This window comes from Sulfuricaulis sp. (genome assembly GCF_041499725.1).
In the GTDB taxonomy this organism is placed as follows: domain Bacteria; phylum Pseudomonadota; class Gammaproteobacteria; order Acidiferrobacterales; family Sulfurifustaceae; genus Sulfuricaulis.
Genome location: NZ_JBGQKW010000072.1, coordinates 1 through 14,183, shown reverse-complemented (window position 1 = coordinate 14,183; position 14,183 = coordinate 1). Strand labels below are relative to the sequence as shown.

The 14,183-nt window shown below is 60.8% G+C and carries 11 protein-coding genes and 1 pseudogene; 2 read left to right on the top strand and 10 right to left on the bottom strand.

All coding sequences use genetic code 11. The features are described 5' to 3' along the window. From katG to ACC569_RS11300, 8 genes are all read right to left on the bottom strand, one after another. The coding region (gene katG / locus ACC569_RS11335) for a catalase/peroxidase HPI (protein ID WP_372523641.1) at positions 1 to 1,653 on the bottom strand (1,653 nt) is incomplete at its 3' end. A 385-nt stretch (positions 1,654 to 2,038) separates the two neighbouring features. After that, positions 2,039 to 3,199 carry an IS30 family transposase gene (locus ACC569_RS11330; protein ID WP_372523640.1) on the bottom strand — a complete coding sequence of 387 codons (1,161 nt, stop codon included), beginning with the start codon at positions 3,197 to 3,199 and terminating at the stop codon, positions 2,039 to 2,041. A gap of 334 nt (positions 3,200 to 3,533) precedes the next feature. Continuing rightward, the gene (locus ACC569_RS11325; protein WP_372523639.1) at positions 3,534 to 4,187 is read right to left on the bottom strand and encodes a hypothetical protein; all 654 of its coding nucleotides are present in this window, start codon (positions 4,185 to 4,187) and stop codon (positions 3,534 to 3,536) included. Between the two features lie 79 nt (positions 4,188 to 4,266). Then, positions 4,267 to 4,695: an SRPBCC domain-containing protein gene (locus tag ACC569_RS11320; RefSeq protein WP_372523638.1), complete on the bottom strand. Its 429-nt coding sequence runs from the start codon at positions 4,693 to 4,695 to the stop codon at positions 4,267 to 4,269. Between the two features lie 246 nt (positions 4,696 to 4,941). Continuing rightward, the gene (locus ACC569_RS11315; protein WP_372523637.1) at positions 4,942 to 6,360 is read right to left on the bottom strand and encodes an efflux transporter outer membrane subunit; all 1,419 of its coding nucleotides are present in this window, start codon (positions 6,358 to 6,360) and stop codon (positions 4,942 to 4,944) included. Next, positions 6,353 to 9,454 (bottom strand): efflux RND transporter permease subunit, encoded by a 3,102-nt coding sequence (locus ACC569_RS11310; RefSeq protein WP_372523636.1) that lies wholly within the window; start codon positions 9,452 to 9,454, stop codon positions 6,353 to 6,355. Before ACC569_RS11310 ends, ACC569_RS11315 begins: the two co-directional genes overlap by 8 nt. A gap of 1 nt (position 9,455) precedes the next feature. Continuing rightward, complete coding sequence (locus ACC569_RS11305; protein ID WP_372523635.1) at positions 9,456 to 10,550, bottom strand: efflux RND transporter periplasmic adaptor subunit; 1,095 nt, start codon at positions 10,548 to 10,550, stop codon at positions 9,456 to 9,458. Beyond that, a complete protein-coding gene (locus ACC569_RS11300) occupies positions 10,547 to 11,149 on the bottom strand; it encodes a TetR/AcrR family transcriptional regulator (RefSeq protein ID WP_372523634.1) in 603 nt (200 codons plus the stop codon). Before ACC569_RS11300 ends, ACC569_RS11305 begins: the two co-directional genes overlap by 4 nt. Positions 11,150 to 11,486: 337 nt before the next feature. Between ACC569_RS11300 and ACC569_RS11295 the strand changes: the two are divergent. Next, positions 11,487 to 11,726: pseudogene (locus ACC569_RS11295) on the top strand (HigA family addiction module antitoxin); the annotation flags it as partial. A gap of 192 nt (positions 11,727 to 11,918) precedes the next feature. On the opposite strand, the gene ACC569_RS11290 reads toward ACC569_RS11295, so the two are convergent. Next, positions 11,919 to 12,401 (bottom strand): Crp/Fnr family transcriptional regulator, encoded by a 483-nt coding sequence (locus ACC569_RS11290; RefSeq protein ID WP_372523633.1) that lies wholly within the window; start codon positions 12,399 to 12,401, stop codon positions 11,919 to 11,921. 235 nt (positions 12,402 to 12,636) lie between these two features. After that, positions 12,637 to 12,837 (bottom strand): hypothetical protein, encoded by a 201-nt coding sequence (locus ACC569_RS11285; protein ID WP_372523632.1) that lies wholly within the window; start codon positions 12,835 to 12,837, stop codon positions 12,637 to 12,639. Between the two features lie 267 nt (positions 12,838 to 13,104). On the opposite strand from ACC569_RS11285, the gene ACC569_RS11280 reads away from it, so the two are divergent. Next, positions 13,105 to 14,183: MFS transporter (locus ACC569_RS11280; protein WP_372523631.1), on the top strand; the 1,079-nt coding region annotated here is incomplete at its 3' end.

The window sequence follows — 14,183 nt, the reverse complement described above, 5'->3', positions numbered from 1 at the left end:
GACGCCGGCCTTCTTCGCGGCCTGCTCGACGCCCGCGCAGCCCGCGAGCACGATCAGGTCGGCGAGCGACACTTTCTTGCCGCCCTTCGCCTTCTTGTTGAAGTTGGCCTGGATGCCCTCGAGCGTCTTCAGCACCTTCGCCAGTTGCGCCGGCTGGTTCACGGCCCAGTCCTTCTGCGGGGCGAGCCGGATGCGCGCGCCATTGGCGCCGCCCCGCTTGTCGGAGCCGCGGAAGGTGGACGCCGACGCCCAGGCCGTCGACACGAGTTGCGACACCGACAGCTTCGAGGCGAGGATCTTCTTGTTGAGGTCGGCGATCTCCTTCTCGCCGATCAGCTTGTGGTTGACCGTGGGGATCGGGTCCTGCCAGATCAGCTCTTCCGTCGGCACTTCCGGCCCGAGGTAGCGGGCGCGCGGGCCCATGTCGCGGTGCGTCAGCTTGAACCAGGCGCGCGCGAAGGCATCGGCGAAGGCCTGCGGGTCCTCGTAGAACCGGCGCGAGATCTTGCCGAATTCCGGATCGAAGCGCAGCGTCAGGTCCGTGGTCAGCATGGTCGGCTGGTGGAACTTGCCCGGGATGTGCGCGTCGGGAATGATCTCCGGCGCGTTCTTGGCCACCCACTGCTTGGCGCCGGCCGGCGACTTGGTCAGCTCCCATTCGTACTTGAACAGGTTCTCGAAGAAGTTGTTGCTCCACAGCGCCGGGGTCTTGGTCCAGGTCACTTCGATGCCGCTCGAAATCGTGTCGGCGCCGTGCCCCGTGCCGTAGTCGCTCATCCAGCCCAGGCCCTGCGCTTCCAGCGGCGCGCCTTCCGGATCCGGACCCTTATGGGATTCCGGGGCGGCGCCATGGGCCTTGCCGAAGGTGTGGCCGCCGGCGATCAGGGCGACGGTCTCCTCGTCGTTCATCGCCATGCGGCCGAAGGTGGCGCGGATGTCCTTGGCGGCGGCCCTGTAGTCGCCGCTCGCGTTCGGGCCTTCCGGGTTGACGTAGATCAGGCCCATGTGGGTGGCGCCGAACGGCTGATCCAGCTGGCGGTCGCCGCTGAAGCGCTTGTCGACGCCCAGCCACGCGATCTCCTCACCCCAGTTCACGTCCTCGTCCGGCTCCCATACGTCCGCACGGCCGCCGCCGAAGCCGAAGGTCCTGAAGCCCATCGACTCCAGCGCGACATTGCCGGCGAGGATGATCAGGTCGGCCCAGGAGATCTTCCTGCCGTACTTCTGCTTGATCGGCCACAGCAGGCGGCGCGACTTGTCGATGTTGACGTTGTCGGGCCAGCTGTTGAGCGGGGCGAAGCGCTGCTGGCCCCGGCCGCCGCCGCCGCGGCCGTCGGTGATGCGGTAGGTCCCGGCGGCGTGCCAGGACATGCGGATGAATTGTGGACCGTAATGGCCGAAGTCCGGCGGCCACCAGTCCTTCGAGTCGGTCATCAGCTTGACCAAGTCCTTCTTCAGCGCCTTGTAGTCGAGGCTCTTGAATTCCTTCGCGTAGTTGAGACCCTTGCCCATCGGGTCGGACTTCGCGGAATGCTGGTGCAGCAGCTCCAGCCGCAGCTGTTTCGGCCACCAGTCGCGGTTCGTCCGGCCGACGCCGGCGATGTGGTTGAACGGGCACTTGCCCGCGCTCTCGTCTCTGACCTTCGTGTTCATGTTTGCCACCCTTTCCTGTGTCCTTGAACTCTACGGCTGTGTGGAATGAAACATTCCATTTTCTGAATCACTTTGTCTAACCAGAACGAACTGTGATCGCCAAGCAATCGCACAAGTCAGCTAACTCAATTTAGATGTCACTTTTGACGTCTAACCTAGACCGGTGACGTATAACTTGGCTTGCATTTCTAGCCCTAAGCACTTTACCAACAGGTACTTAGATCAATTGTCCGGATGTTTATACAGTATTAACTGATCTGACAAACCCTGCAAGTCGACTACTGCTGTTTCGACTATACCGGTGTTGTTATGGGCGCCAAGCTATGAGCGTCCGCTATTGGAGAAATTGGATCACGCGTGGGAAGGGCTGTTCAGGGTTGCGGGTTCAACTGATCGACGCAACAGATTGTGCAAATCGTTCAGCCGGTGTTTCATAGTGTAACGTTTTCCTTGGGCGCTCATTCAAGCGTCTGGCCACGGCATTGAGCTTGGCCTGCGAGTAGACCGAGAGGTCGGTTCCTTTGGGGAAATACTGTCTCAACAGCCCGTTCGTATTCTCATTGGATCCCCGCTGCCAGGGATTCTGAGGGTCGCAGAAGTACACCTGGATGTCGGTCGCGAGCGTGAAGCGTTTGTGATCGGCCATCTCCTTGCCCCGATCCCAGGTCAAGGATTGGTAGAGTTCCCTCGGCAGCTTGTGGGCGTGCTTGATCAACCCATTGGTCACGGTCTCGGTATCCTTGCCGTTGACCTTCACCAGCATCACGTAGCGTGTTTGGCGTTCGACGAGTGTGGCAATCTGGCTATTTTTACTGCCGAACAGAAGATCCCCTTCCCAGTGACCGGGCACCGCCCGGTCTTCCACGGTCGCCGGACGCTCGCGGATCGATACCGTGTCAAGAATTCTGCCGTGATGGTCCGTCTTCATCGTGTGATGGCGCGAACGGCGCAACCCCCGCGTGCGCCTCAAGTGCTGCAACAGCTCTTTCTTCAGTGCCCCACGGGCCTGAATGAAAAGGCTGCGGTAGATGGTTTCGTGTGACACCTGGTAGTTGTCGTCGTCGGGATAAGTCCGCTTGAGCCACCCGGCAATCTGCTGCGGCGACCACTGCAGTTGGAGCTTGCCCGCCACGAGACGTGCCAAGGTTCGGTTCTCCGCCAGTATACAAGTCTTGGGGCGACGGGCCCGATCCCAGGCGGCTTGGTCGGCCTGGGCTGCCCGATAGCATCGCTCGCCACCATGGCGGCCGAGTTCGCGGCCAATGGTGGAGGGGGCGCGTCCGAGTGAGGCGGCAATCGAACGGATGGTGTGGCCCGTGACCACGGCACGCGAGATCTCTTCGCGTTCGGCCAAGGTCAGCGCCAACCTCGAGCGTCGGCGCGGTGCCGGGCGTATCCCGCCGGTCTCGGCAAGAATGCCTCGGATCGATGTATGGTAGCGATCAAACCAATGTGCGATCTGGTGAAGGGTGTCTCCCTTTTGCCAGCGGTCCCACATCAGAGCCTTCTGGCTCTCCGAGTAGTAGATCCGTGTCCTGTATTTCATCTGCAACACTCCTTCTTCTTACGTAGAATCTAGTGTGTTGCATCCACCAATTGAATCCGCAGTCGGAAGCAGACGTTCGCAAAGGTCAGCTATCGGCCAGAAGCAGCCGGTCGTGTTATCCAGAAAGCAGATGCTCAACGTTGTGCTGTGCGGCGGGCCGCAGGCTCGTTAATTATGCGTGCACTGCCCATTGCCCGTCCGCACCAACCTAAAGGTTAGATGCCGACGCACTGCTATGTCGAAACGGAGGATCAAGGGGTCAGTGTAATTGAAATAAAAAGTTAACTTTACTTTTCAACTACTCTGACTTCTTGATCGTAATTTTCAATTCGGGTCAGGCGACTCCCGTGATCGCCCGCCGATCCTGTAGCCACCAGATCACGATGGCGAAGGCGGCGTAGGCGATGAGCGCGGTCGACGCAATGGCGCGATCGGATGTCGGGGGTGGGCCAAAGAAAACGTAGGCTTGAATTCCGAGCATCAAGACGCCGAAAACCAGCGTCCCGAAAGAGCGTGCCAGTCGCCCTCGGAGGCATAGCCAGACCCCTCCGAAAAGCAGGGCGGCCTCCAGGCCGAAAGCCAGGGCGGGGGCGTTCCACAGGCCCAAGCCCACCTTGGCCGCGTTGTCGTACAGCGGGAGGTCGGGTCGATGGACGATGAGATCCAGCACCCAATGCGAGAACACCGCCAGCCCAATGATGACACTCGCTTGCCGACGTGACGGGCGCGCCACGATCTGGTAGACGAGCCCGACGGCGCACGACCAAAAGAGCGCCGCCACGAGGCTGTGCGTATACGGCATATAATAGAGATCGAGCGGGTTGGTAGCGGTGATGCCCGGGACGATGCGGACCTTCTCGATTCCGAATAGAACGAACGGGGCCCAGAGAACATCCAGAAACTGCACCGCAAGAAAGAGCGCCCACAGGGGTATCGATGGCTCGACCTTCTTCGCGGCAAAACTCACTCCATAGTGACCTACGAACATGGGGTCCTCCTCCAACAAACCGGGGTCAGATCACAGTTTCCGTCAATTTAGTAAAAATTAGGATCCGATCCCAATTTTGTTAATCACCAGCATGAATTTTGACGTCATAGGGAGCGGGACGGCCTTCGGCCCTTTCCAGCCAATCCTTCAAGCTTAAAAGGAAAGTCGCCCACTTGGTGCTGCAATGATGCATGAATTCCACCGGCTCCTTCCAGTGGGCGTGGGTGAAGAGGACAAAGGTTTGATCGTCTTTGGGTACCAATTGATAGGTCAGGTCCGTATCCACCCATTCTTTGGGCCCTCTTACGCATTTCCACTTCACCAGTTTATTAGGCTTTAATTCCACCACTTTCATATCGCTGAACCCGAAGAGAATAATCCCACCCTGTTTAGCGTCCCCGGCTGTATCCGCGATCCACCAATGAGAAAGCCCCTCAACCGTGGCGAGGGCCTCAAAAACTTTTTCAGGCGTGGTTTTGATTCCAACTCGGTGAAGAATATCTGGCATGACTCGCTCCTTCTTGCTGGGGTCAGACGATTTGAAGTGGCTTGCCATCAAGCACTCAGGCCAAGCATGCCGAGATTTGCACAGTATTAAACGATCCGCGAAACCCCGCAAGTCAACGCGGATGGACTTGAGGCTTTACGCCGTCATGCGTCACCCAATCCACCGGGCGTTTCCACGACAATACCCGGCGCGCGCGTGACCAATGATCTGAGGAAGTGAATACGAAAGACGAAGCAACGCGCGCGACTACTCCTCGCCGCCCCCCAATGTCTTGTAGAGGGTCACGTGAGCGCTCAGGAGCTGCCGGCGGGAACTGACCAAGACCTGTCCCGAGATGAAGGTATCCCGGTTTGCGTCCAGCACTTCCAGGTAATTGGCGATGCCTGCCTGCTGACGGGCTTTTACTCGTTCAAAGCGCGCCTGTTGAGCGCGCAGGTTGGCTTCCAGGGCGACCACTTGTTCGCTGAAGGTGCTTCCGGCGGCAAGGGCGTCGGCCACTTCGCGGAAAGCTTGTTGAATGGTTCTTTCGTAGTCAGCCACGGCCTGGACTTTCCGTGCTTCGGCCATGTCCACGTTGGCACGGGTGCGGCCTGCGTCGAACAGCGGCAGCTTCAGCACCGGATTGAACAGCCAGGCTTTGCTGCCGGCATCGAACAGACCGGACAGCTCCTGGCTTGCCGTACCCATGCCGGTGGTGAGCGCGATGCGTGGAAAAAATGCCGCGCGGGCCGCGCCCACGTTGGCGTTGGCGGCGACCAGCCGCTGCTCGGCGGCACGCACATCGGGGCGCCGCAGGAGCACGTCCGACGGCAACCCCGGCGCAAGCTCAGTCATCGAAGGCTGGTTGGCAAGGTTCGTCGGCGCGGGCAGCGTCACCGCCATGCCCGTGAGCAGGCGCAGGGCATTTTCCGTCTGGACCCGTTGACGCTTCAGGTCAGCCCATTCGGCGCGCAAGGATTCCGCGAGACCCTCGGCGGCGAGCACGTCGAGATCGGTCGCCAGCCCCGCTTCCTGCCGCTTGCGGATGATGGTGAGGCTCTCCTCCCGCGTATTCAAAGTCTCGGCAGCGAGATGCTCGCGCTCGGCAAGCTCCGTGAGCAGTAGCCAGGTGTTGGCGACATCACTGATGAGGCCGATGCGAAAACTTTTCGCCGCCTCGTCGGTCGCCAGATACTGGGCCCGGGCGGATTCGCTCAGCGCCGCCACCCGGCCCCAGAAATCCAGTTCGAAAGCGGTCACGCCCAGGCCCGCGTCATAGCGGCTGGCGACGAGCGGTTGGCCTGTACCCGTGAGGTCCGCCGGCGTACGCGAACGGTTGGCCGAGCCTTGCGCATCCAGCGTGGGGAAGCGCTCGGCGCGGGCGATGCCCGCCAGGGCGCGTGCTTCTTCGACCCGCGCCAGGGCGATCTTGAGATCCCGGTTGTGATTGAGCGCCGCTTCGATCAGGACGTGAAGCGACGGGTCCGTAAAATATACGCGCCAGGATGACAAGGGGCTGGCGGCGGCCTCTGCCACGCCGTCGAAATGTTCCGGCACCGGCGCCGCCGGACGCTCGTAGGCGGGTATGAAAGAACAGCCGGCCAGCAACGCCATGGCGACGGCTCCGAGCGCGGCCCGCGCTATTTTTTCCGTCGCGGAGAGGGAAGAAAATTTTCGTTCAGTCATGTTTCGTTTCCTTCCGATGCTTGGCGGGGAAGAACTTGCGCACCACCACGAAAAACACCGGTACCAGGAAAATAGCGAGCACCGTTGCAGCGATCATGCCGCCGATCACGCCCGTACCCACGGCGTGGCGGCTGGCCGCGCCCGCGCCGGTGGAGACCGCGAGCGGCGACACGCCCAGAATGAAGGCAAAGCTGGTCATGAGGATGGGTCTTAACCGCAACCGGCACGCCTCCAGCGTGGCGGCCACGAGATCCATGCCTTCGTTGTGGAGCTTGCGGGCGAATTCGATGATGAGGATGGCGTTCTTGGCGGACAGCCCGATGATGGCAATGAGTCCGACCTTGAAGAACACGTCGTTGGGCAGCCCGCGCAAGTGCACCGCCAGTACCGCGCCGAGTATGCCGAGCGGCACCACCAGGATCACGGCGAATGGAATCGACCAGCTCTCGTACAGTGCCGCGAGCGCCAGGAACACCACGAGCAGCGACAGCGCGAACAGGATGGGCGCCTGGGCGCCGGCGAGCCGCTCTTCGAAAGAAGTGCCGGACCATTCGAAGGCGAAGCCGGGCGGCAACTTCTGAGCGATTTCTTCCATGGCCTGCATCGCCTCGCCCGTGGAATGACCGGGCGCGGGAGCGCCGGCGATCTTCATGGAGGGGTTACCGTTGTAGCGGTCGAGCTTGGGCAGCCCCACGATCCATTTCGGTTTCGCGATTTCCCCCAAGAGCACCACCTCGCCCAGGCGGTTGCGCACCGGGAGTTGCAACAGATCCTCGGGAGTCTTGCGCAGATCCGCATCCGCCTGCATTTGCACCTTGAGTATGCGCCCGGCGCGCACGAAATCGTTCACGTAGGCCACGCCGATGGCGGACGTGAGAGTATCGTTGAGATCGGCCATGTCGATTTGCAGTGCCTGCGTCTTCTCCCGGTCGATTTCCAGGAACACCTGGGGGCCGGGCTCCTGGCCTTCCGGCCGCACGCCGGCGAGGCGCTTGTCCTGCGACGCCAGACCGAGCATGAGGTTGCGCACATTCAGCAGCGTATCGCGGCCTTGGCCGGAGCGGTCCAGCAGCCGGAAATCGAATCCGCCGACCGCGCCCAGCTCGGGGATTGGTGGAGGATTCACCGCGAAGATGATGGCCTCCTTGATGCGCATGAACGTTCCCATCGCCCGGCCGATCATGCCCTGCGCCGAGTGTTCATGTCCCTTCCGCTCATCCCAGTCCTTGAGCCGCGTGAAGACGAGCGCCGCGTTCTGTCCACGGCCGAAGAAGGAAAAACCCACCACGCCGATGACCTTCTCCACTTCCGGCTGTTTCAAGTAGAACTGCTCCGCCTGGGAGAGCACTTCCACCGTGCGCTCCTGGGTTGCGCCGGCGGGCAGTTGCACCAGCGTAATGAAATAGCCCTGGTCCTCGTCCGGCAGGAAGCTGCCGGGAATCAGGGTGAACAGCCAACCGGTGGCGACCACGATGGCGAGATAGATCACTATCCAGCGACCGGTGCGGGCGAGGATGCGCGCCGTGATTCCGCGATAACCGGAAACGACCCGGCCGAAAAAAAGGTTGAACTTACGCTTTTCGTCTTTTTCCGCTTCGCCCGGTTTGAGCAACGTCGCGCACATGGCGGGCGTGAGGGACAGCGCCATCAGCACCGAGAACGCCATGGTGAGAATCAAGGTCGCGGCGAACTGGCGGTAGATGGCGCCCACGGAGCCGCCGAAGAACAGCATCGGCATGAACACGGCGGAGAGCACGACGGAGATACCGAGGATCGCGCCGAGGATCTGGTCCATGGCCTTGAGCGTGGCCTCCAGCGGCGGCAGTTGCTCCTCGCGCATGATGCGCTCCACGTTTTCCACCACCACGATGGCATCGTCCACCAGGATGCCGATCGCGAGCACCATGGCGAACAGGGTCAGCACGTTGATGGAAAAACCGAAGGCATAGAGCCCCGCCGTGGCGCCGGCCAGCGCCACCGGCACCACCACGGCGGGGATCAGGGTGGTGCGCCAATGCCCGAGGAACACGTACATCACGATGAACACCAGCACCATGGCCATGGCCAGGGTCTTCACCACCTCGGTGATGGAAATCTCCACAAACCGGGAGGTGTCGTAGGGCACGGCCCAGTCGACTCCCTGAGGGAAGAAGCGGGCGAGATCCGCCATGCGCGACTTCACCGCCCTGGCCACGTCCAGCGCGTTGGCGCCGGGCGCGACGCGCACCGCGATGGCGGCGATCGGTTGGCCGTTCATTCGGGCGTAGCGGTCGTAACTGTCGCCGCCGAGTTCCACGCGCGCCACGTCTCTCACCTTCACGGTGGCCCCATTGGCAAGCTCCCGTATTACCACGTTGCCGAATTCTTCGGGGGTGGAAAGGCGGCCGCGCGTGACGATGACGGCGTTCACCTGGGCGCCTGGCGCGCTCGGCGCCTGGTTGAGCTCGCCGGTGGCGAGTTGCACGCTCTGGGCCTGCAAGGCCCGTTTCACGTCGGCGGGTGTCAGGCCATAGGCGATGAGTTGCTCCGGCTTGAGCCAGATGCGCATGGAGTATTCGGTGCCGAACAAGATGGCCTCGCCCACGCCGGGCACGCGACGCAGCGCGTCGAGCACGTTGGCCGCCGCGAAGCTGCCGAGGTCGATAAAGTTGCGATTACGGTCTTTGGAATAGATAGCGACGAACAGAAGATAGTTGCGCTGCGGCTTCGTCACCGGCACGCCGAGTCGCCGCACGTCCTCCGGGAGTCGCGCCTCGACGCGCTTGTATCGGTTCTGGGCTTCCACGGAGGAGATATCGATGTTGGTGCCCGGATCGAAGGTGAGCGTCAGCGTGCCCGCGCCCAGTTCTGAAGCCGCTTCCATATAAAGGAGATGCTCGATGCCGTTCATCTCCTGCTCGATCAGCTTGATGACCGTGTCTTCGATCACCTGGGCGGAGGCGCCGGGATAATTCACGTTGAAGGCGATCTGGGGCGGAGCCACCGCAGGATACTGGGCCACCGGCAGATTCCTGAGTGCAATGACGCCCACGAGCAAAATCAGGATGGCGATGACCCAGGCGAAGATGGGCCGATGGATGAAGAAGCGGGCCATGTCAGCTGCCCGGCTTCAGCGGTACCGGTTTCACCACCGCGCCCGGCTGGACCTTCTGCACGCCGTTCACGATGAGGGTCTCGTCGCCCTTGAGGCCGTCTTCGATGACGAAGTCCGTGCCCGCCATGGCCCCGACTTTCACCGGGCGCGGCATGACTTTGTTCTCCGGTCCCACCAGCAGTACGTATTGGCTCTCGGGCCCGGAAAGCACCGTTCGCTGTGGCACCGCGATCACGCCCTCCGCCACCGCCAGCGGCAGCCTCACTCGAACAAACGTGCCGGGAAGCAACAGACGTTCGGGGTTGGGAAATTCCGCTTTCAGCACGACGGAGCCGGTGGTGGGATCCACGCTCATGTCGCTGAAGATGAGCCGTCCTTTCTTAGGATAGGGCTGCCCGTCATCCATAATAAGTTCCACGACCTGGCTTTCCGATACTTTCAACGATCCCGCGGCGAGCGCGCTCTTGAGGCGCAACACTTCGGCATTGGGCTGAGTGAAGAGCACCTGCGCCGGCTCCAACTGCTCGATGACGGCAAGCAGAGTCGCTTCTCCCCGGCCCACGAGGGCGCCTTCGGTTACGAGCGCGCGGCCGATGCGGCCGGAGATGGGCGCGGGCACGGTGGTGTTTTCCAGATCCAGCCGGGCACGCGCGAGTTGGGCCTGGGCCTGTTTGAGCGCGGCGCGGGCCAGATCCACTTCCTGCTGGCTCACCGCCTTGATGGGCAATAGCGACACCACGCGAGAGAAGTTGAGCTTTTTTACCTCCACGTCGGATTCCGCCGCCTGCGCGGCGGTGCGGTAGGTGCGGTCATCCAACCGGAACAGCGGCTCGCCTGCGCGCACGTCGCTGCCTTCCTCGAACAGACGCTTTTCCACGATGCCTTCGACGCGCGCCCGAACTTGCGCGGTACGCACGGCGGTCACTCTTCCCGGCAGCTCCCGGGTGAGTGTCGCGGCGCGGCGAGCTACCTGGATGACGTCGACTTCCGGCGGTGGCATGGCGCCCGCGGCTCCGGGACCCGCGGCGGCGCTCTTGTCATCCGGACTGCAGGCGGCGAGCAGGGACAGAAATAAAAACAGGGGGAGACGTTTCATGGCGTGTCCTTTTCGGGAGCAAAGGCGCGCAGGAAGCAATCCACCACCTGCGCAGTTTTCTTGGGCTTAAGTAAATCCGTTTGCAGATTCATGAGGCCGCGCAGGCGGTCGAAATCCGCCAGCATGGCCGCCAACATCTCGGCGGCAAAATCGGGGTCATCCCGTTTCAACTGCCCTTCTTTCATGGCCCGCGCGAGATACTCGGCGAGGCGCTTGCGAGTAGTCTGCGGCCCCTGGCGGAAGAACTGTTTCGCCAGCGCCGGGAAACGCGGCGCCTCCGCCATCAGCGTCCGGAAAATCGCGATGCCCTCGGAGCTCAGAACCTTTGCCCGGTAGGCTTTGCCGAAACCCAACAGCGTAGCCCGCACATCGCCGTCTCGATCCAGCGTCACCAGTACCGACTGGATGATATGACGCACCGCTTCGGCAAACAGCACGTCCTTGCTGGGGAAATAGTTGTACAGCGTCTGCCGCGCCACGTGGGCACGGGCGGCGAGGCGGTCGATGCTCACCTTGTAACCCTCTTCGCGGAAGGCGTCGCAAGCGGCTTCCAGCAGACGCTGCCGGATGTCTTGGGGCGTTTCAACGACGGTGGACATAGGGGCTAAGCGGAAATTCGTCTTGTTAGACTGTATAGTCTATTTGTCCGGGATGACGCACACAAGTTCAGAATGGACCAAGATGGCTAATCCCGTATACGGTATATGTGAATCGAGAATTCGAAGATCGCCGTCTCCGCCCGGTAAAACCGATTGGCCATGGGTTTGCGGCGGAAAAATGTCAGATAAATTCAGGACTTGAATATCTGATTTGAGAAAAGCTTTCGAGCGCTTTGGTTCAAATCCGGACCGTCAGTTAACGGCCAAAACGGTCATTCATCGATAATAGAACAAGGATCAATCGAGTCTGACCCTATCGACTGCGCGGCACAGAGCCATAAATCGTCACCGGCTGGCCAAAGAGATCGGCGTGTCGCAGCGCCGTAGCGGCGAGATCGTGGCCGGCAAACGCGCGATCACCGCCGACATCGATTTGCGGCTGTGTCGTTTCTTCGGACTGTCGGACGGCTGGTGGTTGCGCCTGCAAGCGGACTGCGACACCGAGCTGGCCAAGGACGCGTTGGCCAAGACTTTAGCCAAGATCAAGCCGTGGCCGCACACGAAACGCGCGGCGTAACCTCTATTCCCCAAAAGCAATAAAATTAAAAAATCATCTTCTTCGAAACGATCCAGGGCTGATTGGCCGCGCGTCAAGGCGATGAAAGACAAGCGCAGTGAATCGGAGGTCAGAGAACAATTATTTCGAATATTAGCGGTAATTGTTCTCTGACCCCGTTTTTGTTCGTTTTTGTTTTGGACCCCGGGCGACTCAGTAGCGCCCGTGGGTCCTGGTCACGTAATCGGTGAGCTGCTGCGTCTCCTGGTTCATGCGCAGCAGGTTGGCGTGCGTGATGCGGTACATCGCGCGCATGACCTTGTAGACGATGCGCGGGTGGCTGTCGATGAGAGTCTCGAACCGATCGGGCTCGAGCGCGTACACCGTGGCCGGCCCGATGGCGCGCAGGGTGATGCGGCGCGGCATGGCATCGATGAACGAGCGAGCGCCGGCACACTCGCCCTTGTTCATCAGATAGGCGACCTGCTCATTGCCGTCGCGGACGTTGCTCACGGAGAGCTGGCCCGCCACCAGCATGAACAGGGTGCGTTCAGGACCGCCTTCGCGCACGAGCATCTCGCCATCGTTCAGCGTGCGGCAGGTCATCAGGGCGGCCAGGGCCTGGGCCTCGGGTTTGTCGAGTTCATCGCCGAGTGCGGAGGCGCGCACGAGATCGGCTTGCACTGTCTGGTTCATGGATTGGATCCTCCGTTAACAAGAAAGTAGTTGCCGTATCGCGCTACGCTGAGCGAGGCGTGCCGTAGCATTATTCTACTGCCGTTGCCCCGAGATGGGTGGACCAGAATTAAATTCTCCTAGTATCTTGGTCAACGCGAAACCAGGGTTAGAGAACAATTACCGCTAATATTAGAAACAATTATTCTCTAACCCTGGTTTTCTGCAACTTCATTTCCCGGTGATGTTAAAACACTCATTCCAGCTTATCAATAAAGCGATAGACGGCGATTAGAATTCCGAATCCGATATACAGCCCAAACAAAGCAACAAGCATCAGCTTCGCCATCGAGAAACTTACTATTTTGCTTACCAATAGAAAAATAATCGCGCCAACGAGACCAACAAACGAGGCAGCGATACCTGCGACGGCAATTAACGTTCCTCTTTTTGGCATGGATTATGCCGCCTTCGTTGATGTCGCCTAACGCCTTTTTATCCGGCGCGGGACACGAACACAACAGCTTGGATCAAGGGGTCAGTGTACTTGAAATATAAAGCTAACCCTACTTTTCAATTGCTCTGCCCCCCTTGATTCCAACCCATTGATTTCCTCATCTCGACGTTGGCAGTAAACTGAAATCCTCCCTGATGAATCTGACAGAAAAATCGAACCAGTCATCTGGACGAAGCTGATAACTACCGCCGAAGAGGAAAACATCAGATGGAGCCAGCGAAGGAGTTCGAGATGAAGCCATCCGGCCGTGTGTCGCTCTACCCGATTCTGGCGATCAACTTCGTCGGCACGCTCGGGTTCAGCATCGTGCTGCCGTTTCTGGTCTATCTCGTCACCAGGCTCGGCGGGAACGCGCTCATCTATGGCGTCATGGGGGCGACCTTCTCTTTCTTCCAACTGCTGGGCGCGCCGGTGCTGGGGCGCTGGTCGGATCGCTACGGGCGGCGGCGCATCCTGCTTCTGAGTCAGGTCGGGACCCTCGTCTCCTGGGGAATATTCCTGGTGGCGCTGTGGCTTCCGGTCCGCTCCCTGCTCGAAGTGCATTCCGCACTGTTCGGCGCGTTCACGCTCACGCTGCCACTTATGGTACTTTTTTTCGCGCGGGCGCTGGACGGGATCACCGGCGGCAACGTGTCGGTCGCGAATGCTTACCTGGCGGACATCAGCGACGACAGCAACCGCAGCGCCAACTTCGGCAAGATGGCGGTGTCGGCGAACCTCGGATTTATTTTGGGGCCAGCGATCGCCGGCGCGCTCGGTGCGACGGTCGTGGGAGAGACGCTGCCGGTCCTGGCCGCTTTCGTCATCTCGGCGGTCGCCGTCCTGATGATCGCCTTGTGGCTCCCGGACACCGATCCCTGCCTGTTGCGCACCGACCCGGAGGAAGTCAGCGTGCGCAAAGTCCTTGGCCAGGACCACAAGGCCTGCTTTCGGCTGACGGGCGCGCCCAAACTGTCTATCGTCGAGATACTGGCGTTGCCGTCAGTGGGACTGCTGCTCGCGCTGTACTTTCTGGTGTTCCTCGCCTTTAACCTGTTCTACGTCAGCTTTCCCGTGTACGCGGCGACCGGCATTCACTGGTCGATTACCGAAACCGGCGTGTTTTTTTCGGCCATGAGTTTCATGCTGGTGCTGGTGCAGGGTCCGGTATTGAAGCGCGCCGCGAAAATCTGGTCCGACCGTATCCTGGTTCTGGGTGGCAGCCTGGTGCTGGCCGCCAGCTTCCCGTTTTTCAGTTCGGCCAATACCGCGACACTCTACGTCGGCACGGCCCTGCTCGCTCTCGG

What these genes read in the sequence shown, in the direction of transcription:
- ACC569_RS11330 (WP_372523640.1), bottom strand. Translation starts at nt 3,199, where the DNA reads ATGAAATACAGGACACGGATCTACTACTCGGAGAGCCAGAAGGCTCTG.
- ACC569_RS11305 (WP_372523635.1), bottom strand. Translation starts at nt 10,550, where the DNA reads ATGAAACGTCTCCCCCTGTTTTTATTTCTGTCCCTGCTCGCCGCCTGC.
- ACC569_RS11325 (WP_372523639.1), bottom strand. Translation starts at nt 4,187, where the DNA reads ATGTTCGTAGGTCACTATGGAGTGAGTTTTGCCGCGAAGAAGGTCGAG.
- ACC569_RS11290 (WP_372523633.1), bottom strand. Translation starts at nt 12,401, where the DNA reads ATGAACCAGACAGTGCAAGCCGATCTCGTGCGCGCCTCCGCACTCGGC.
- ACC569_RS11300 (WP_372523634.1), bottom strand. Translation starts at nt 11,149, where the DNA reads ATGTCCACCGTCGTTGAAACGCCCCAAGACATCCGGCAGCGTCTGCTG.
- ACC569_RS11285 (WP_372523632.1), bottom strand. Translation starts at nt 12,837, where the DNA reads ATGCCAAAAAGAGGAACGTTAATTGCCGTCGCAGGTATCGCTGCCTCG.
- ACC569_RS11310 (WP_372523636.1), bottom strand. Translation starts at nt 9,454, where the DNA reads ATGGCCCGCTTCTTCATCCATCGGCCCATCTTCGCCTGGGTCATCGCC.
- ACC569_RS11320 (WP_372523638.1), bottom strand. Translation starts at nt 4,695, where the DNA reads ATGCCAGATATTCTTCACCGAGTTGGAATCAAAACCACGCCTGAAAAA.
- ACC569_RS11315 (WP_372523637.1), bottom strand. Translation starts at nt 6,360, where the DNA reads ATGACTGAACGAAAATTTTCTTCCCTCTCCGCGACGGAAAAAATAGCG.